Annotated in this window: 21 protein-coding genes and 1 tRNA gene; 11 read left to right on the top strand and 11 right to left on the bottom strand. The window is 40.5% G+C overall.

Annotated features, from left to right (window positions below; genetic code table 11):
- Positions 1–3: 3 nt before the first annotated feature.
- Genes WKV44_02080 through hisA form a run of 3 tightly spaced genes read right to left on the bottom strand, consistent with a single transcriptional unit; the run spans position 4 to position 2,494 of the window.
- A complete protein-coding gene (locus WKV44_02080) occupies positions 4–1,170 on the bottom strand; it encodes an ABC transporter substrate-binding protein (GenBank protein ID MEM5947323.1) in 1,167 nt (388 codons plus the stop codon).
- 18 nt (positions 1,171–1,188) lie between these two features.
- Complete coding sequence (gene hisE, locus WKV44_02075) at positions 1,189–1,722, bottom strand: phosphoribosyl-ATP diphosphatase (protein ID MEM5947322.1); 534 nt, start codon at positions 1,720–1,722, stop codon at positions 1,189–1,191.
- A 40-nt stretch (positions 1,723–1,762) separates the two neighbouring features.
- Positions 1,763–2,494: a 1-(5-phosphoribosyl)-5-[(5-phosphoribosylamino)methylideneamino]imidazole-4-carboxamide isomerase gene (hisA, locus tag WKV44_02070; GenBank protein ID MEM5947321.1), complete on the bottom strand. Its 732-nt coding sequence runs from the start codon at positions 2,492–2,494 to the stop codon at positions 1,763–1,765.
- A gap of 304 nt (positions 2,495–2,798) precedes the next feature.
- Between hisA and WKV44_02065 the strand changes: the two genes are divergently transcribed.
- The 10 genes from WKV44_02065 (at position 2,799) to WKV44_02020 (ending at position 11,786) form a co-directional block, all read left to right on the top strand.
- Entirely contained in the window at positions 2,799–3,359 is a 561-nt protein-coding gene (locus tag WKV44_02065) for a DUF4230 domain-containing protein (GenBank protein ID MEM5947320.1), read from the top strand.
- Positions 3,356–3,985 (top strand): hypothetical protein, encoded by a 630-nt coding sequence (locus WKV44_02060; GenBank protein ID MEM5947319.1) that lies wholly within the window; start codon positions 3,356–3,358, stop codon positions 3,983–3,985. The genes WKV44_02065 and WKV44_02060 overlap by 4 nt, the downstream gene beginning before the upstream one ends.
- Before the next feature lie 112 nt (positions 3,986–4,097).
- Positions 4,098–4,181 (top strand) — tRNA-Leu (locus WKV44_02055).
- 63 nt (positions 4,182–4,244) lie between these two features.
- A complete protein-coding gene (locus WKV44_02050) occupies positions 4,245–6,098 on the top strand; it encodes an amino acid permease (protein MEM5947318.1) in 1,854 nt (617 codons plus the stop codon).
- A 9-nt stretch (positions 6,099–6,107) separates the two neighbouring features.
- Positions 6,108–7,139, top strand: coding sequence for an aldo/keto reductase (locus WKV44_02045; GenBank protein MEM5947317.1), 1,032 nt, complete (start codon positions 6,108–6,110; stop codon positions 7,137–7,139).
- Positions 7,129–7,812: a YjjG family noncanonical pyrimidine nucleotidase gene (locus WKV44_02040; protein ID MEM5947316.1), complete on the top strand. Its 684-nt coding sequence runs from the start codon at positions 7,129–7,131 to the stop codon at positions 7,810–7,812. Before WKV44_02045 ends, WKV44_02040 begins: the two co-directional genes overlap by 11 nt.
- A 111-nt stretch (positions 7,813–7,923) precedes the next feature.
- A complete protein-coding gene (locus tag WKV44_02035; GenBank protein ID MEM5947315.1) occupies positions 7,924–8,310 on the top strand; it encodes an SRPBCC domain-containing protein in 387 nt (128 codons plus the stop codon).
- Positions 8,311–8,328: 18 nt separating this feature from the next.
- On the top strand, positions 8,329–9,648 hold the full coding sequence (locus tag WKV44_02030) for a hypothetical protein (GenBank protein ID MEM5947314.1): 1,320 nt from the start codon (positions 8,329–8,331) through the stop codon (positions 9,646–9,648).
- 34 nt (positions 9,649–9,682) lie between these two features.
- Positions 9,683–10,225 (top strand): dCTP deaminase, encoded by a 543-nt coding sequence (dcd, locus tag WKV44_02025; protein MEM5947313.1) that lies wholly within the window; start codon positions 9,683–9,685, stop codon positions 10,223–10,225.
- Complete coding sequence (locus WKV44_02020) at positions 10,194–11,786, top strand: bifunctional diguanylate cyclase/phosphodiesterase (GenBank protein ID MEM5947312.1); 1,593 nt, start codon at positions 10,194–10,196, stop codon at positions 11,784–11,786. Before dcd ends, WKV44_02020 begins: the two co-directional genes overlap by 32 nt.
- Here WKV44_02020 and WKV44_02015 read toward each other — a convergent pair.
- Complete coding sequence (locus WKV44_02015; GenBank protein MEM5947311.1) at positions 11,772–12,533, bottom strand: RluA family pseudouridine synthase; 762 nt, start codon at positions 12,531–12,533, stop codon at positions 11,772–11,774. The two genes, WKV44_02020 and WKV44_02015, sit on opposite strands and share 15 nt — an antisense overlap.
- 107 nt (positions 12,534–12,640) lie before the next feature.
- Positions 12,641–14,014, bottom strand: a complete 1,374-nt coding sequence (locus WKV44_02010) for a serine protease (GenBank protein ID MEM5947310.1) — start codon at positions 14,012–14,014, stop codon at positions 12,641–12,643.
- A gap of 102 nt (positions 14,015–14,116) precedes the next feature.
- On the opposite strand from WKV44_02010, the gene WKV44_02005 reads away from it, so the two are divergent.
- On the top strand, positions 14,117–15,259 hold the full coding sequence (locus tag WKV44_02005) for an NAD(P)H-dependent glycerol-3-phosphate dehydrogenase (GenBank protein ID MEM5947309.1): 1,143 nt from the start codon (positions 14,117–14,119) through the stop codon (positions 15,257–15,259).
- On the opposite strand, the gene WKV44_02000 is transcribed toward WKV44_02005, so the two are convergent.
- The 6 genes from WKV44_02000 to WKV44_01975 form a co-directional block, all read right to left on the bottom strand.
- The gene (locus WKV44_02000) at positions 15,249–16,616 is read right to left on the bottom strand and encodes a B12-binding domain-containing radical SAM protein (GenBank protein ID MEM5947308.1); all 1,368 of its coding nucleotides are present in this window, start codon (positions 16,614–16,616) and stop codon (positions 15,249–15,251) included. The two genes, WKV44_02005 and WKV44_02000, sit on opposite strands and share 11 nt — an antisense overlap.
- Before the next feature lie 238 nt (positions 16,617–16,854).
- Positions 16,855–17,505 (bottom strand): sensor histidine kinase, encoded by a 651-nt coding sequence (locus WKV44_01995; protein MEM5947307.1) that lies wholly within the window; start codon positions 17,503–17,505, stop codon positions 16,855–16,857.
- 63 nt (positions 17,506–17,568) lie between these two features.
- Entirely contained in the window at positions 17,569–18,219 is a 651-nt protein-coding gene (locus tag WKV44_01990; protein MEM5947306.1) for a regulatory protein RecX, read from the bottom strand.
- Positions 18,173–18,568 carry a 30S ribosomal protein S9 gene (gene rpsI / locus WKV44_01985; GenBank protein ID MEM5947305.1) on the bottom strand — a complete coding sequence of 132 codons (396 nt, stop codon included), beginning with the start codon at positions 18,566–18,568 and terminating at the stop codon, positions 18,173–18,175. Before rpsI ends, WKV44_01990 begins: the two co-directional genes overlap by 47 nt.
- Positions 18,569–18,579: 11 nt before the next feature.
- Positions 18,580–19,005, bottom strand: a complete 426-nt coding sequence (gene rplM / locus WKV44_01980) for a 50S ribosomal protein L13 (protein MEM5947304.1) — start codon at positions 19,003–19,005, stop codon at positions 18,580–18,582.
- A 69-nt stretch (positions 19,006–19,074) separates the two neighbouring features.
- Positions 19,075–19,296 (bottom strand): hypothetical protein, encoded by a 222-nt coding sequence (locus tag WKV44_01975; GenBank protein MEM5947303.1) that lies wholly within the window; start codon positions 19,294–19,296, stop codon positions 19,075–19,077.
- Positions 19,297–19,352 lie beyond the last annotated feature (56 nt).

The raw sequence follows: 19,352 nt of genomic DNA, 5'->3' as shown, positions 1-19,352 counted from the left end.
GTACTACTCCAAAGGGTCTATTTCTACAACCAGCTGGTCTTTACCTCCCATCCTTTTGTATATGTATATCTTACCCGTTATTTTCCCTACCTTATCCATTCTGTAGTCACCAAGAATCCCAGCAAACTTTCTGATATTTCCACCTATATAACTTGACAGAACATCCCTTAGATTCTTGGGAGATGGAATATCCATATTCTCAAGCCCTTCGAGCAGAAAAAACAGGCTGTCGCAAAAAACAGTATTATAAAACCCATTCTTTAGCTCAGGCTTGGTCTCGGAGAGATTTATAAAAAAGTCTGCGGACTCGCTCTCATAAAAAGCACCGTCCCAAAAAAAAGAGAAATACCCATCCACAACATTGGAAACAGACTCATCCACACTGTCCCAGCTATCTCCTCCAATCATAGTACCGCCAAACCCGCTATTTTTAAGAATATTATATACGGATAAAAGGTTATTGCCAAAGAGAGGGGCAAATACAACCTCTACGCCCTGAGATTTTATAGAAGAAACAACATTACTATCCAATACACTATCAGCAAAAAAACCGCTGATTTTTCCGCCTGTTGCGGGGAAAATTCTCTTAAAATAATCAGCCATATCTCTGCTATAATCATCTTTGGGATCATATACAACCGCAGCATTATGCACACCAAGATTTTCTCTTACAAACCTAACAAGCGCACGCACCTGTAGCAGATTATCAGGTAACATGGCGAAAACGTATCCTCTATTTTTTGTGACAGAAGGATGAGTTGCCATCGAGGATATCATGGGGATACCAACCTGTTGAGCAATCGAACCCGCAGGTATTGCAGTGCGTGATAGCACAGGACCCATAAAAGCAAGAATATCAGGGTTATGTATAATAAAAGCCCTCATCCTATCCACTGTTAAAGCAGCATCCGCCATCGTATCTATATACTCAAATTCTACAGAAACACCCTTTTCCTTAAGAACAGGGTTATCTTTTACTTTCTTTTTATAGAACTCTCCGGCAATGTACCTCATATCGTTTGCAAGATTGGCAAGTTCATGACTTCCCAAAGGAAGGAGAAAAACTATTTTATATACAACCTTATCATCCTCTTTGCAGCCTGCAAAAAAGAAAGCCAACAAAAAAACAAAAAAAACAGGAATAAAAAATCCCTTTTTACACTTTGCCATATTCTTAATTATAAGCTTTTAAAAGCGGCTTTCAAGCTCAGACAGCACATCTGACAAAGGAATATCCTCCCAGACAAGAAGAACTATAAGATGGTAGATAAGATCTGCAGCCTCATAACTTATCTCTTCTTTCTTGGCTGCAAGGATAAGTTCCACAGCTTCTTCTCCGGTTTTCTTCCTTATCTTTTCTCCGCCCTTGGAAAAAAGATGGCTTGTATACGAACCCTCTGGCATCTCCTGACGTCTCTTTTTTATAATCTGTTCCAGCTTTTCGAGAACAGTCCCTGCAGCAGATATCTTCTCTTTCTGCACAGTTTCACCTGAACTATCCCCTTTTACGGAATCCGTAAGCAGCTCAATCCATCCTTGTTTTTCGGAAACCTTCTTTATGCGTATCCCCTCCACGGGAAGAACCCTGCCCCCCTCGGGAAGATACTCCCACAATTCCCCCTGCTCCAGACTCTTGTTCTTTGCCTTCTCGTTTTGAAAGCAAGCATATACAAACCTGCCATCACTATCAACACAAACCGCCGGTTTTATATCTTTATCCATAACAATTCTCCCTGCTAAAATAACACATGCCTAGCATAAACTACTCTTGAGGAAACTCAGAAAAGACCTCAGTAAGGTCTATCCTACCATCATACACTGCTTTACCCAGTATTATACCGCCAAGTCCCCTGTGCCGGCTATCCCATGCCCTACGGACATCTTGCATACAAGACACCCCGCCGGAAACAGTAACAGGAAGCCCGGAAGCCTCGGCTACAACAATGCTCCTCTCTATATCCGGACCTGTAAGCATGCCATCACGCGCAATATTGGTATGAACCACCCCGCAAAGCCCCATAGTCTTTGCTTTCTTTGCAAGCTCAATATCACTTAGGCTGCTCCCCTCTTCCCAGCCGCTTATCTTTACCAATCCATCACGCGCATCGATACCAGCTATAAAAAAATTCCCGTACTCGGAAACCCACTCTTCAACCTCAGAAGGATTCTTTACAAGCACGGTACCTAAGATCAAGTAGTCCACCCCCGCCTCAAGAAGAAGTTCAACATCCCGTCTTGTTCTTATTCCCCCTCCAAGCTCAATCTCGCAGCCAGCCTCCCTTGCAATCTCCGCAGCTACCCTCCGGTTTTTCTCAGAAGGCTCCCCCCTCGCAGCATCCAAATCCACAATATGAATCCGCTTTGCCCCAGCTCTCACAAAAGACAGCGCCCTTGATAGCGGATTATCATCATAAATAGTAACATCGTCATACCGTCCCTGCCTTAGCCTTACGCAACGACCGCCAAGTAAATCAATTGCAGGTATACACAGCATATAAACTCCCCTACATTTTTTTTTATACTAACATGGCAGGGCAAAAACAATCCAGACACAGAAACACAACAAAACCAAGTTTATACCGAACGTCGGGACCGCAACCCAAAAAGAAAAAATGAGAGCAGGGTTGCGCTCCCTCCTGCCTTCGGCACAAATATGACAAAAAACTTTTGCTTCTCTTATCGCCGGAGGCAGCAGCCTATGCACAGCATAGGCTGCGTTCGGTATAATATATTTTTTATAAAGACAGCACAGAGAAAAAGCACATGTAAAAACACAAAAAGCCGTTTATAATATTCGTATGAAAAAAAAACGTGTTCTTGTCCTATCCGTTATGATAATGGCTTCACTTACAGGCTGTATCCCTAGACTTGCACCCGAGCAAATAGAATATATGCTCAAAAGAACCGCAGTTCTGGAGACCTACAGCTACACATACAGAGATATGGTATACATAACAGACCCCAACCTCCTTGCAAGGATTTTTAACACCGATACGCCTTTGCTCTTCTCCATCAATTATAAAGTCAAAGCAGGTATCGACATGCAGGATATTAGAGCAGAAAGGACCGGGATTAATCTTCTGGCAATCAAACTTATAATACCTTCCGCAAGAATTACGACTCTGGACGCAGAAGAAACAAGCATTGACCAATATTTTGGCAGACGTAATGCATACAATCTCAATGAAATAATAGAAAAGATAGGCAGTAATAAGGCAAAAATTGAGCAGGCTGCAATCTCTGACGGCATACTGAAAAAGGCAGAGAACAATGCAATAGAGATTCTGTCGGACTGGCTGAGAAAGCAGGGATACAGAGACATAATAGTCATAATACAAGGACAGGGGATAAAAGGATGAAAACTCTCAAGCTAATCCCGTTTTTGCTTATGCTTATAATCCTGACAGTTTTTGCGGCGTTCTATGATATGGGACCGCAGAGATTTCAGCAAATAATGACCCTCCAGCTTATAGAAGAAAGGAAGCTAAGAGAGCTTATAACAGCAGAATACAGAATCAAGCTTGTATTTCCCCATGATTTTTTGCCTGCAGGCAGAGGCATAGAGACATATCATAATATAATGAAAAAAGCAGCAGAAAAGATTCCGCTATCAAAGGAAGAGGAGAAGAATATCAGAGTGTATATCAAACTGGATAGGCTTGGCAGACCTTTTGATAAAAACCCTACAGACTTTTTTATAACAGAGCTTTTGATTAGGGCAGGATACAAAGACATACCACAGCAAGGACAGCTTGGCAAAGCGGAGATTATTGAGGCCCGTATAGAGGAAAATATAATGGATAAGGATTTTCCCGATATAAGGCTCAGTGCAGAGCAGTACAGGGAAATAAGCAAGTTTATACTTGCCAATTATGAGGATATAATACCACTGGAAGAAATAAAAAAGCAGGCAGAAGACCAGGCAAGACAAATTCTCTTACAGCTTGACAGCATAGAGGATACACAGGGGACACCCACAAAATAAAATACAGAGGTTACAACAGGATTTGTCATACCAAAAGACAGACAAAACAGCTCAAAATCGCATATTGCAAAGATTGACAGACATATAAAAAGCATATAATCTATGGAACAAAGCCGGCGTGGCGGAACTGGGAGACGCGGCAGACTCAAAATCTGTTGGGCGCAAGCTCGTGTGGGTTCGAGTCCCACCGCCGGCAAACTGCATACAACTTTTCCTATCCCCCTTTTCTTTTCCAATAAAGCTGTTTTATAATTCTATCATGTTAAAGAAAGAACTGGGAACCCTTGAGGTATTTAGCATTGCAACCGGAGCTATGATAAGTTCCGGACTTTTTGTCCTACCCGGCATAATATACCAGGAATCAGGAGCAGGTCTAAGCCTATCCTATCTTATTGCAGGAATCCTGCTTTTGCCTGCCGTATTCTCCCAACTTGAGCTGTCCACAGCCATGCCTAGAGCAGGAGGAAACTACGTAACCGTAGAAAGAATACTGGGCACTCCTGCAGGAATAATAGCTGGCATAACCAACTGGCTAGCCATAAGCCTTAAATCCGGTTTTGCTCTCATAGGTATAGGAACCTTTGCAACCCTTATATTCCCAGAGCTCGGAGAGACACAGATAAAACTGATAGCAATAGGAGCCTGTGTTTTCTTTACTTTTCTAAATATAATCAGCACTGAGTCATCGGGAAAAGCACAGGTTATCATGGTGGCAGTCCTTCTCCTTATTATAAGTGCGTACATACTTATAGGCTACAGAGCCATGGATTTTTCTTACTTTACAAAAGCACCAAAAAGTAAATGGGCAAACATATTGGGTGCAGCAGGAACAGTCTTTATTTCTTACGGCGGCATCACCAAAGTCGCAAGCATAGCAGAGGAGGTAAAAGATCCTGGGAAAACCCTTGTGAGAGGAATCATAGCATCCTTTGTGATAACTTTGATTCTATACGTGCTGGCAGTACTGGTAACACAGGGCATACTATCACACAGAGAGCTTTCTACAAGTTATACACCAATATCACTAGCAGCAGGATATCTTGCAGGAAAGCCAGGAATCTGGGTAACAGCAGGGGCTGCTCTTCTTGCCTTTATAACTACTGCAAATGCGGGCATAATGACAGCATCGAGGAACCCCATGTCCATGTCCAGAGACAGACTTTTGCCGCCTATCTTTGGCAAGGTCAGTAAGAAGACAGGAACCCCTGTTTTTTCCATAATAATCACATCAGCCATAATCATATCCATAGTGGCAGGCCTCTCCATAGAAAAGTTTGCCAAAGTTGCATCGCTTTTTATGATTCTGACCTATATACTGACAAATCTCTCTGTAATCGTTATGAGATACTCGGGGCTTGCCAACTACAGACCAACCTTCAAAAGTCCGTTTTTCCCTATATTGCAGGCACTGAGCGTGGTAGTTTACATAATCCTCATAATAGATATGGGTTCTCTTACTATGGCGATATCCGCAGTGGTTATAGTGCTTTGTCTTATATGGTATGTGGTATATGCAAGAAATCAAGCAGGAAAAAAATCCGCCTTTTTGCACATGCTAGCTAATATCACAAATCAAGAGATTGCAGGAAACGATCTGGAAGAAGAACTCCTCACAATACTTCTGGAAAGACAAGATATAAAAGAAGATGAGATAGACAGACTTATAAAGAACGCATGGATACTGGATATGGACAGACCATCCGATATTCAGGAAATATTTGATATATTTGCAGAGGCAATATCAGAAAGGCTTCCCATAGAAAAAGAAAAGGCAAGAGAAAAGCTCTTTGCCAGAGAACAGCAGGCATCTACTATCATATTCCCAGGCATAGCAGTACCACATGCAATACCTCATATAGTTATAGAAGGAAAAAACTTCTTTGACATATTTATCATAAGAAACAAAGAAGGCATCAAGTGGGAAAATAATCAGACCGTATACACAGCATTCTGTCTTGCCGGCTCCAAAGATAAGAGAGATATGCACCTGAGAGCCCTTATGGCTATAGCACAGATTGTGCAAACGGATATATTTACCAATGACTGGCTTGAGGCAAAAAACACAACAGAGCTAAAGACTATTCTGCTTCTTGCGGAGAGAAAAAGAAATTAGGAGGAATATATGAAATACAGGCTTCTTGGTAAGACAGGGTTAAGAGTATCCAGACTTACTCTAGGGACTATGACATTTGGTGCCAGCAACTGGGGCTGTGACGAGAAAACTTCCATGAGAATAATCTCCAGATACCTGGATGCAGGCGGAAACTGTATAGACGTAGCAGACGTATATGCCGGCGGTCTATCCGAGATAATAGTGGGAAAATTCTTAAAAAACGCACAGAGGGATAAAATCATACTTGCATCCAAGGCTGGTTTTCCCGTATCACAGGATCCCAATCATCAGGGATTATCCAGAGCACATCTCATAGATGCATGCAATAAAAGTCTCAAGAGACTTGGCACAGACTATCTTGATTTATTTTATCTTCATCTTCCGGATCCTACCGTTCCACCGGAGGAGATGTTCCATGCCCTGGATTTTCTATACAAACAGGGAAAAATAAGATACGCCGGAGTTAGCAATTTTCCAGTATGGGAATATACAAGGCTATGTGTCATGGCAGAAAAAAACGGGTACATATCCATATCTGCGGGACAGTATCTCTATAATCTAATACACAGAGGACCAGAAGAAGAACTCTTCCCTGCGGCCAAGGCTTTTGGCACGGGACTGTTTGCATATAGCCCACTCGCAGGAGGAATGCTTACTGGAAAATACAAAGGTATGGAGAAGCCGGTAGAAGGAACCCGTTTTTCCTATAGGGAAAAAACTGACGGAGTGAGATTCTGGCACGAGAGAGGCAAGAAAATAGCAGACAGAGTACTTGAGATATCGGAAAAAAGCGGAATACCACCGTATAAACTTGCAATAGGATGGAACCTTTCCCGCTCAGAAATAAGCTCTGTAATAATAGGCGCAAGAACAATAGAACAGTTTGAAAAAGATATAGAGATAGAAGATTCTGACTTACCCGAGGACGTAATAGACATGCTGGATAAAGCAACCAGTCCTATATTTTCTTACGAATCCTGGCTGGCAAGAGAACAGGCAAGAGCCGCAAAAAAACAAGTGGAATTCTTTGATGCCAGGTAAAAAATACCGGCTCATCTGCTTTGACGCGGATGGCACATTGTTTGATTATAACAGAGCAGAAGAATGGGCTCTCAAAAATACATTCTTAGAACACAATCTTGCTTTTTCCGGCAAGACAATAGAAACATATAGAAAAATAAACAAAAGCCTGTGGGACCGTCTGGAACAGGGCAATATCAAAATAGAAAGGTTAAAGATAGAACGTTTTACAAAAACATTCCCAGGCCTTTCTGAAAAAGAAGCCCTCGAGTTGAGCAAAACCTATCTTGAGCACCTTAAGAAAACCGGCTTCCTCATTAGCGGAGCAGAAGAAACAATAAGGGCTTTGCATGGCAAATACAAACTTATACTCCTCACCAACGGACTTGCAAAAACACAGGAAGGAAGACTAAGAGCATCCGGACTTTATGCCTACTTTGATGCTGTTATAACATCCGAGGAAGCCGGTTGCGCAAAACCCGATGAGAGAATATTTCGCATGGCACTTTCTATTGCAAAGGTCATCTCCCGAGAAAGCCTTATGGTAGGAGACAATCTTACTGCAGATATAAAAGGTGCACTCATGGCAGGTATGGATGCATGCTGGTATAACCCTCTGTATGAAGAAAAAAACAAAACAGAAGAATATCTTATTATAAAGAACCTAAAAGAGCTTTTAAATTTTCTGCTGTGATATACCTTATTTGCTTGACCATGTTTTATCTTTTTATATGCTTATAGTATAGAGCGGAGCAGATAACGGCATAGCCTTTTATATACATATTCCACTATAACAGGAGGAGAGGTGGAATCATTTATACTAGAGGCAATAGTTCCTGCTCCGACTCACAAGGTCTTTAAGGTACTTACAACAGGTACGGACTATGCAGAAGTAACAGGATGCGAGGCAGAGATACAGCCATGGACACAAGGGATAATAGCAGTATGGAACGGATACGGGCAGGGTATAATTATAGAAATAGAAGAACCCTCTTATATAAAACATACATGGAGAACATCGGATTATCAACCACAGATGAGAGACTCGGAGATAGAAATACTTGTAAACCCATGGGGCAAAAAAACAAAATTGACAATAAAAGCCATAAACATACCAGATAATCTTCTGCAAGAAGAAAAAACAAACTGGCAAAGATTTCTACTAGAACCTCTTGTTCAATATTTTTTATAAAATTATAAAAGGTAGTATATGAAGAAATACAAGTTCTGGTTGATAAACGCAAGCGTGCAGCTTTTCTCCAAAGAAGATTCCAGGAAAAAACTTCTTTCTGTATTTCCTAATTCTGAGATAGCAACAAGAAAAGCAAAAAACCATACAACCCAAAACCTTATGCCCGATCAAGAATACTTTGTCCCCATACCTGTAAAATGTCTGGGTTACGACCTTATAACCCCGCCATCTGGGACAGATGAAGAAGTAAAAACACTTCTTAACAACATAAAAAAACAGTATCTTAACGTGTATAAAACAAGCGCCCCCCATGAGTTTTGGAAACAAAACAGAGATGTCAAAATGCTGACTCCTGAGGGGAAAGGTTATTATAGATTAATAGAAGAACAGAGTGATAAAGACACAATAAACATACTCATAGGCTACAGTCAGGGAGGACTGGTTGCACGTTATCTTGCCTTTGCGGATAAAAGGATATATAAGAAAAGGCTCATAAGTGGACTTATAACAATATCCACTCCTCATTACGGCTCTCCTGTAGCAGACCCTACAAACAAAGAAAGAATAACAGATAAGCTTATAAGCATCATATATTCTCTTGCAACATTAACCCCGTCCAGAATTCCTGCTACCATAAAATATCTGCAAGAAAATATAGATTTTAAAGATGTACAAGCTTTTCTGAGTGCTCTTATGGAAGACAGCAAAAAAAATAGGGATTTAAAACCTGTTTATGGCCTTGTAAGTAGCCTTAATAGATGGCTGTCGGGACTGGAAAACAATCCTGATACCGCTTTTTTTGATCTGTCGCCTGCAAGGTTTGCGGATTGTTATAGCAGCCTTTCTTTGGTAAACAGTACAAAACAGGATATACCTATGACTTCCATAATAAGCTGCAACAACTCCATGGACGAGCTTATTTTTTCTCTACTGGAATCAAAGAACAGCCTTATAAGAATATTGCACCCTCTATATAAGTATTTTCTAAGGCATACCCGTATAATGGGGATGAAACTAAGCTCAGGAATAGAAAGGGCAGGTATAGGATACAAAGAACTCTTTATTCCTTACAGAGAGCCTATGTCGGATAAAGAAAAGCTTGCAGAGAAAAGATATAAAAACGGTATAAAAGAAATAAATATCCCAGCAGAAGCTCATGATTTTATAATCCCGTCGGCATATCAGCTGATAGAAAAAGATGCTGCAGAATATACCAGTATCTTTATTAATCCTTATGCCAATCACGACTCCGGGAAAAATCCGTGCACACAAGCCGGCAAGATCAACATAGATTTTATATGTTATTCTCTAAGGCAAAATAAAAGATTGTATACTTGAGATTTAGATAATATCAATGTAGAATGAACCAATTATGATACTATCAGGAAAAGAAATAAAAAAAAGACTGGGAACGGATATAATAATAGATCCGTTTTTGGAAAAACAGCTCAATCCCAACAGCTATAACCTACGCCTTCATAACGAACTTCTTGTTTATTCCGATAACAAGCTGGATATGCGCAAAAATAATCCCACAGAGCGCATAATTATACCAGATGATGGCCTTCTTCTTGAAACAGGTAAGCTATATCTGGGAAGAACCATGGAATATACAGAGACAAAAAATTTGGTTCCCATGCTGGAAGGCCGTTCTTCTATAGGAAGGCTAGGACTATTTATTCATGTAACAGCAGGATTTGGTGATGTGGGATTCTGCGGATATTGGACATTGGAGATTTTTTGCGTACAGCCAATAAAAATTTATCCAGGTGTTGAAATCTGCCAGATATACTATCATACTATAGAAGGAGACTATGATCCCTATAAGAGTGGTAAATACCAGCACAATACGGGGATTCAGCCTAGTCTCCTTTATAAGGAGTTTGGCGGAGATTTGGGCAGTGGCAGAAAATGAGCCTATAAATACGAGCAACAAGATAAAAGAAAAAATAGCTCTCAATATCACAGAGAGACAGGATATTCCGGATGATATAAAAGAAGAAATATCCGGTCTGAGGAATAAAAATGCTCTTCTGGAAAAAAAAGTAGGCTTTCTTATGGCACAAAACCAGAAGCTTAAAGAGCTTTTGGAAACTCACAAAAAAGAAAAAAGACGTACAGAAGATAGAATATCTCTCAATCCAATAACAGGCCTGCCCAATCACTATAGAATGAAACAAGAAATGCCATTTATTCTTAGAAAGGCAAAAGAAGAAGAGAAACTCTGCGTATACATAATAAAGCTTGATAAATCCTTTAACATGCTGTCCAAAACTCTTAAACCCACTATGTCAGAATGGATACTGTACCAAACAGGGATGAGAATAGGACATCTCATAGGAAAAGACAATTATATCTATCATACAAGAGAAGATGAGTTTATAGCCATTGTTAGGGGACAGGATAATCCCGATAAAATAAAAGATTTCGCCTTGCAACTATCCGAGCATATAAAAAGGCCTCACATATTTTCTGGTTATCACATAGCAACAGGAGCTCATATAGGTATAGCGATATATCCTGATCATAGTTTTAATTCCCGCACTCTTCTGCATAATGCAGATATCGCTCTTGAGCATTGTATAGAAACAAAATCACAGTTCTCAATATATACGGAAGAGATGAGAAAAAAAGTTGTAGAAAGAATGGACATTCATCAGTTTTTGTTAAAGTCGTTGGAATCACAAGCAATACTGGAGATAAAAAAACAGTTTGAGCTTTTTTTTCAGCCTATAATAGAGCTGAGAAAGAACCATAGGGGAAAGTGGATAATCAATCACATAGATGCAGAGGCTCTCATAAGATGGCATCATCCAGAAAAGGGATTGTTACTGCCCGGACAGTTTATACCAATTGCAGAGGAAACCGGCATAATATCTCTTCTTGGGACATGGGTTTTATATGCCGCAGCAGATACTCTCAATGAATGGAAAAAACTAGGCCTTGCAAAACCGAGTATATCTATCAATTTATCGCCTGTTCAGTTTAATAATACGGATATAAAACAAACCATAGAAAAAATAGCTGAGAGCAGGAATATAGATACCGAGCATATCACTCTTGAGATAACAGAAAATGTGGTAATGGCAGATCCTATATCATCCATAAAAAAAATGAAAGAAATAAGACAAATGGGAATACATTTTTCGCTTGATGATTTTGGTACAGGGTATTCTTCTCTCAACTATATAAAGACTTTTCCTTTTTCTGTGCTCAAGATAGACAGGTCTTTTATAAAGGATATGGAGAACAATCAATATGATAGGGCAATAATCAAGTCAATCATTTCTCTTGCAAATGAGCTCTCCCTCAAAACAATAGCAGAGGGTGTGGAAACTCCAAGACAGCTCAATTTTCTTCTGGAAGAGGGTTGCAATAATATCCAGGGATATATATTTAGCAAGCCAAGAGATTCTCATAGTTTTTTACACTTTGTTCAGAATTTCCTGGGAAAAGAAATATCAGAACTGGATTGAGACTAATTTCTCGGGATTTTTTCGTGCCTGATAAAACAGTTCTTGATAGTCTTCTCCTTCTTCCCAAAAACCGTAAACGGATTTTTGCAGAAAAGTCCAATCCTGTTTTTTAAACTCATTCCATAAGACGTCATCGTGGGGCAGCGAAAAAACACCTACCTTCTTACCTGTAATAGGATGGAGAAAACTGAGAAATGCCGAATGAAGATAGATGCCTCCAAAGCTCGTAGTTCTTCTGGAACCGTATTTTATATCGCCTTTTACGGGTGAGTTTTGTGCTGCAAGCTGTGCCCTTATCTGATGGTGTCTTCCAGTAAAAAGTCTGATAACTGTAAAGACATATTTTTTCCCCGATCCTATAACTTGATAGGCCATTTTTGCATATTCTGCTCCTTTCTTTTTTTTGTCCAGTATATAGGATTTATTGAGCTTTTTGTTTTCTAGTATATAGTTCTCCAGCATATCTTTAGGAAGAGGTGGAGGGCTGTCGGGGATTGCCCAGTAAAGTTTGCAGACTGCTCTTTGGGCAAACTGTGCAGATAACAGGGAGGCTGCTTTTTTGTGTCTTGCAAAGATAATGAGCCCGCTAGTAGGTCTATCCAGCCTGTTTACAGGATATATGTTTCCTCCTTCCTTCTGTAGTTCCTTTACAAGTCCTGCTGTTTTGTCTCCAGTGTCCATAACAAGCTCGCCAGCTTCTTTGTTTGCTATTATACAGTGTTCATCTTTATAGATTATTTTTGCCATCTTTTCTCCGTATGGGCCTTGTATCACCGGTCTATAAGCTGTTTTTTCTTATGCCAAAGGCAGCGCCGGGATGCGCCAGCCTCCCGGCGCGTTCGGTATTGTGTGTTTTAGAATTTTATGCCGGCTTTTTTAAGAAAGTTTTTTATATACCAGGCTGGGACTGCAATAGTGATGCTTTTTTCATCTCCTTCTAAGGTTTGTATTATGATTCCTGCTATTTTTTTATCAGAATCCAATAGGGGTGCACCCGAGAACCCCGGAGGTGTAGCGGTATCCAATCTTATTAGCTCAAGGTCTTTTCCCAGCGGGCTTGCATGCTCATAACCGGCTACAGAGGCTCCTATACACGAGATGATTGCTCTGCTTGTTATACTGATATCGCTGGAGTATCCCCATACCGTGTACTTTGTCATATATGAGGGATCCGTATCAGACAAGACAAGCGGAGGAGGTACCAGTTGCAAATCGAGTTGGTCATAGAAACCTGCTGTGATCTTTACTAGTGCAAGGTCCGCGATTGTGTCTCTGTATACGACTTCCCCTCTGAGGGTTTCTATAGCGGGTTTTGCTCTATCAGTGCTTACGGCTATGACTGCTCTGTCAGATACTACGTGAGAAGCTGTGAGTATGTATTGTGGTGCTATTATAACGCCTGTACCAGATGATGAGCCTGAGAAGATTTCTATGACTGCGTATGGTAGGCTATTACCGGTATAAGACATTTTTCTCTCCTTTACTTTTTGTGGCGGAGCAGAGGAGAGCTTTACACTTAGAGTAAGCTTGTTGTAATACGGCCACCTTGCAGATAAGTCACCTGCCAACAGCTTATATTTTCCGGAAGAGGGTTTATCTATGATAAGGGTTTCTCTTGTATAGGGATTTATCGCTTTGTAAGAAAAGTCATAGTACTCTTTCTGAGAATCCGGTGAAAATAAAAAAAGGTCTGCATCAAAATCTGCATCAAGCACATCTATTCTGAGGGTGTTTGTTTTATCTGGAACATATATCTCACAGAGGGCAAAACCAAGCTGCTCAGGAACTATTTCTATGGTAGTAATAGAATCGGGATTGATTATGTAATCAGGTTTATTATCCAGAATATAATAGTCCAGACTGTAGAGACAATCGTGGGGACTGTTTTCTTGAGAAATGAGTTCTAATGTGTATATACCTGGTTCTATCGCAGGATTTGTCCACCATGCCATTTTTACTGTTGTGTTTTTCTCTGCAAGATTTTCTCTATAAACAATCTCTGTATTTTTTTTTATGATAAGCTCAACTCCTGCCCTAGAGACCTCAAGATGTAGAAGAAACCCAAGATATTCGGAGGTAATAACAAAGGTATGTATCTTTGTTTCTCCATTATTCAATTTGCCTGTTACGGTTTTCCCCGGTAGCAGTTCTCCCGGAAGTTCTATGCTTTGAGGATATATAAAAAAGCTGCACAACAATAAAGCAATCAGTATTCTGGATGTAGACATACAGTCTCCCGGTATTTGAATTTTTATTGATAATAGCATAGTATTTAGCTACTATAAACGGCAATACAAAAAAAATAAGATTTTTTTACGGAGGCAATGGTGATGAAAGTTAATCTAAGTATGCCGGGATTTAAGGGAAAGGTAGGTGTGATAGGAGGTGGAGCATGGGGAACCGCCATTGCTCAGGCTGTAGCAGATAATGGTTACTCTGTTAACCTGTGGATATACGAGAAAGAAGTTGCGGAAGATATTAATAATCTGGGAGAAAATACAAGATATCTTCCCGGAGTAAAATTGTCAAGAAGAATAAGTGCAACTACTTCTGTAGAAGAAGCTGTATCAAAAAAGGACTATATTCTTATGGTTCCTCCGTCGGTTTTTATCCCTTCTCTTACTCAGCAGATTGCCAAAACAGCGGATGTACAGAAAGGAAAGCCTGTCATAGCTGTATTTTCCAAGGGGTTTATTCCAGATAAATTCGGCGAACCAAAGTTGATACTGGATGCTATGGAAGAGATTCTCCCCCCTTTCTATAAAGATAATCTGGTTTATGTATCCGGTCCATCACATGCAGAAGAGGTTGGGAGAGGGAAGCTTACAGGGCTTATAAGTGCATCCAAAAATCCAAAAAACAGCATACGAATAAGGAATCTACTTACAACCAAGAGGCTTCTAGTTTTCTCTTCTCTTGATACAACAGGTGTACAGGTCTCTGCAGCACTCAAGAATGTCATTGCAATAGCTTTTGGCGTGCTGGATGCATTGAAAGACGCTGGAACCAGCTTTGTGGGTGATAATACGGAGTCGCTTTTACTTGCCGCAGGGCTCAATGAGATACAAACATTGGGCATTGCAATGGGCGCAACCCATCCGGAAACTTTTTCTTCCATAGCTGGAGTAGGAGACTTGGACGTTACCTGTAGGAGCATTTATGGAAGAAATAGACGTTTTGGCAGAGAGATAATGACCAAGAACCTCTTGACTCCCTTTAGAAACATAGACGACCTTATTAGCAAGATAGACAGAATAGGATATCTGCCGGAAGGTGTTTTTGCATCAAGGCAAGCATACCGGATTGCAAAAAACAGCAATCTCAGGGTTCCCATAATAAAAGCTGTATACAGGATACTCAACAAAGAAGCCAATCCCACCCATCTTATGGAAGAAATGCTGGAAGGTATATTAAGAAAAACCAAGCCTACAGGTCTTTTGGATAATCTAAAAGAGCGCTTTTTTAATGATTAGAAAATAGGTTAGCATTTCTAAGCCTCACCTTTTTCTTTATAATGGCAAGGTCATCAAGAGAAAAGCCTTCCCATTGCATGGGGAAAAGGCTGTTATTATGGAAAAGGGGCTCTTCCAGAGGAAAAAGAGAAAGCCTTTTGCTTTCTTCCCATAAAAAAGTGCGGGGGACAGGAGAATATTCCGCAACAGAAATATTGAGAGGGAAATTTTCCAGGAAGCTCAAAGATTTTTCCACGCTCTCTTTTCTCTGGCCCGGAAGTCCGGCAAGCAGATATACTCTTATCTGAGATGGTAAAAAGCCAGCATCTATAAGAATATCCACAGCCCGTTCAAACTCCTCCATATAAAGCTTGCCATCATGCTCTTTATGAAAATCATCATCAGCACTCTCAAAACCTATTCTTATTTCCTTAAACCCCGCACGTTTAAGCAGAGAAGCCAGCTCATAATCAAGAAGCCTTCCGTGAATTGCATTGGGTAAAAAAAACGATATCTCTTCTCCCGCAGAACTGCCATAAGCAGATAGAACCTTGTCCAAAAAGACAAGAATACCTTTTTCCTTATTTACAAGCAGCGCATCATCATAAAATGCAAAATTTCTTGTGCCATGCAGTTCTCTGTAACGGGAGAAAAGAGAAAAGGCCATCTCTCCCGAACCAGAAGAATAAGAAGAAATAGCTGAAGAAGCACAATAAGAACAGGAAAAAGGACATCCCGTATTTATTCTCAGTACACCAGCATCTTTCCATACAGAGAAATCCATAGCTGGCTCATAAGGCACAGAACCGGAAGGGATAGGCAAGCCCCTGTCAGCAATAGCCTTGACAATCTCTTTTACGTCCCTGCCTACCGCAACAACATCAGTCCCCACAAAGTCTCTGCAATGCTCAGGAAGCAGACTTGCATATATCCCTCCCGTCACAGTGAGCGCATTTGGGAAAAGACGCCTGACAAGAGCATGTGCCTCTACAAGCCCCGGATACCAGTAGGTCATCCCTGACTGAAACACAACCACGTCAGGCGCACTATCCGCATACCAGTCCCTCAAAAGCTCCTCTGCCCTCTCGGCCGGAATCCCGTACCTGTAAAATTTACGCCCTATGCCATATCCCGCAATAGGAAAATCACACTGGGTTTTAAAAAACTTGCCAGTACCATTTGCCCTTCTTTTTATCTGCCCCATAAGCGCTGTGACAACCTCATCTGCGTAATCAAGATAATTTAGAAAACGCACATCATAGCCTGCAGACCTAAACCACTCTGCAATCCTAAGAAGCCCATAAGGTTTTAGAAAAAGGTCATAAAGAGCAAAATCATAAACAGGAGGGAAAACAAAAAGAGCATTTGCATCTCTCATCAATATCTATCTCCGAAAAAACAACATACCGAACGTCGGAGACTCGCTATAAAAACATCCAACAACAGTAGATGCTCGTCTCCTCCTGCCTTCGGCAAACAGGTAAAAGAATATATCTAATCTCTATTCCTGCTTTTATCCACGCCGGAGGCAGCAGCGTATGCATATGCATGCGCTGCGTTCGGTATAAAAATAGACTTTTTAAACAATAATGGAAAGACAATAAAACAAAATGCACTCAGCACAGACTCAGAAAGCTTATATTCCACGCACCGGTGCTCCGGTCAAAACTAATATCCGCGTCAGCCTGAGAAGCAAGCGCCTTTACCAGCATGAGGCCATAGCCCTCTGACATCTTCTCAGACGGGTCAAAATCTCCATTGCCACCAGAAATACTAAGGCAGGCCTTACCTCTATTTTTTTTGAGCCCTATTTTTACGCACAAGTTGTGCCCAACAGGACTATGCTTTATGGCATTGGTAATAAGCTCGTTGCAGACCAGAAGAAGCGGCATAGCATGCCTAGAAGACATACAGACCTCATCTTGCATAAAATCTATATCAATATCTCTGTAAGCGCTGTGTATAGCAAGGGTAGCAGCTATTGTCCTCTCAAGTAGCTCATTGAATAGAACCAATTTTTTATTGGAAGAAGAGACAATAAAGTCATACATTACTGTCAGAGCCTTAAACTGGGATATCACAGAACGTAGTACCTGCCTATCAGCATCAGAAGAAAGCTCATTTTCCTTTAAAGACAGATAGCTCATAAGAAGGGTGATATCATTTTTGACTCTATGATACAGCTCGCTTGTGTAGAGATCTTTTTTGCTTTCTTCCAGCAAATTCTTTTTTGATATAAATCCCTCTACAAGATAATCATCTTTCATAACAACTCCGCAAAAGCGGTCATATTTATATCATCGTAAAATATATAACAAATATAAACAAGATTATGCTTTTATTTTATGCAAAATTTTTTTTATCATGTTATATGGATACGCTCTGTTTTTAAGGCGAGAGGCAATTTTTTCTATATCCAGTCCCTGCCTGGCAAGTTTTTTTGCATAATCAAAAGCAGAGTCCATCACAACATCCTCTTCCAAGCTATTGACTACTCTATCAGCTACACTTGCATCTATTCCCTTTTGTACAAGCTTTGCTTTAAGATATACAGGAGAAAGTGGGCTTTTCTCCATCCTACTTTGCACCCACATCCTTGCATAGGCTTCATCATCAACAAGACCAGCTTTATTCAAGCTGACAAGGAAATCCTCCACAACATCTTTAGAAAAGCCACGATTAAGCAGCTTTTTCCTTAGAACGGACACAGGATAGGAGAACCTTCTGAGAAGTCTGTCCACATAAAGACTGATTCTATACCGTTCGTCTTCTGCAGCAATAGAAGAAAGCTGCTTAGAATAAAAAAAAGAGCCCTCACTTACGGAGTGCTTTTTTATACAGGAATGTGACAAAAACAAAAGGGAGCCATCATCCGCATGCACAGCCATACATCCGGAAGGTGCTCCCTCTTTGGTAACAGATACTATTCTCAGACTAACGCTTGGAGAACTGGAAGCTTCTCCTTGCTTTCTTATGTCCATATTTCTTTCTTTCTACCATTCTGGGATCTCTCGTTAGGAACTTATTTGCCTTGAGAGAAGCAACATTGGTCTCGTCATACTCTGCAAGTGCTCTTGCAATCCCATGACGGATAGCCTCGGCCTGCCCGCTTATACCGCCACCTTTTACAGTTATATAAAGGTCAAATTTTCCCTCATTATCAGTAACAACAAGAGGCTGCTTTACTATAATCCTATGGTCTTCTCTGTTAAAATACTCGTCTAGACTCTTGCCATTGATAACAATATTACCATTTCCATTTCTTAAAAAGACCCTTGCCACTGCTGTTTTTCTTCTTCCTGTCGTCAAAGCCAAATTATCGATAGCCACAATCTCACCTCTTACTGTAGAACTTCTGGTTTCTGTGCTGCATGCGGATGACTGGGACCAGCATAAACCTTAAGATGTCTAAAAAGTTCTCTTCCCAGACGATTCTTGGGCAACATACCTTTTATAGCCTTTTCCACAGGGAAAGTAGGCTTTTTCTGCATCATCTTCTCAAGGCTTGCAACCTTGATTCCACCGGGATAACCGGTATGCCAGTAATAAAGCTTTTTCTCTTCTTTACCACCAGTTACTTTTATTTTATCAGCATTAACAATAACAACATAATCACCTACAGCCTGATGCGGCGTATAATAGGGGCGATGCTTTCCTCTGAGGATCATAGCAGCCTGTACGGCCACCTTACCCAAGGTCTTCCCTTCTGCATCAATCACATACCACTTTTGCTTTATTGTCTCCGGTTTCACAAATATAGTCTTCATCCCTATCCTCATTCACATATTATGGAGTTACATATTTTCATACAAGAAAAATCTTGTCAAGTGCAGTGCTTATTTATCTTTATTCTTTTCCAGCTTTTTTGCCGTTGCTCTGTCTTTAATATCCGCTATTCCTACCATTATGGCAATAAGTCCTATAAAAAAGAGGAAAAACGGAATTCCTCCCTTTAGCAGAATAAGAAAATCACTCCACCAATTGAGTGTCCAACTCAAAGGCAAAACAAAATAAAGACCAAAAGCTATTAATACAAACCCTATAAGTATGGCAAGCATCTGTCCCTCCTCTTACTTTTCTCTAGCATAATATAATACATATTGTCAATATATTC

The sequence above is a fragment of the Spirochaetia bacterium 38H-sp genome (assembly GCA_039023545.1).
Lineage (GTDB): Bacteria > Spirochaetota > Spirochaetia > Winmispirales > Winmispiraceae > Rarispira > Rarispira pelagica.
The sequence above is the reverse complement of the archived record's forward strand: the minus strand, read 5'-3'. Positions and strand labels throughout refer to the sequence as shown.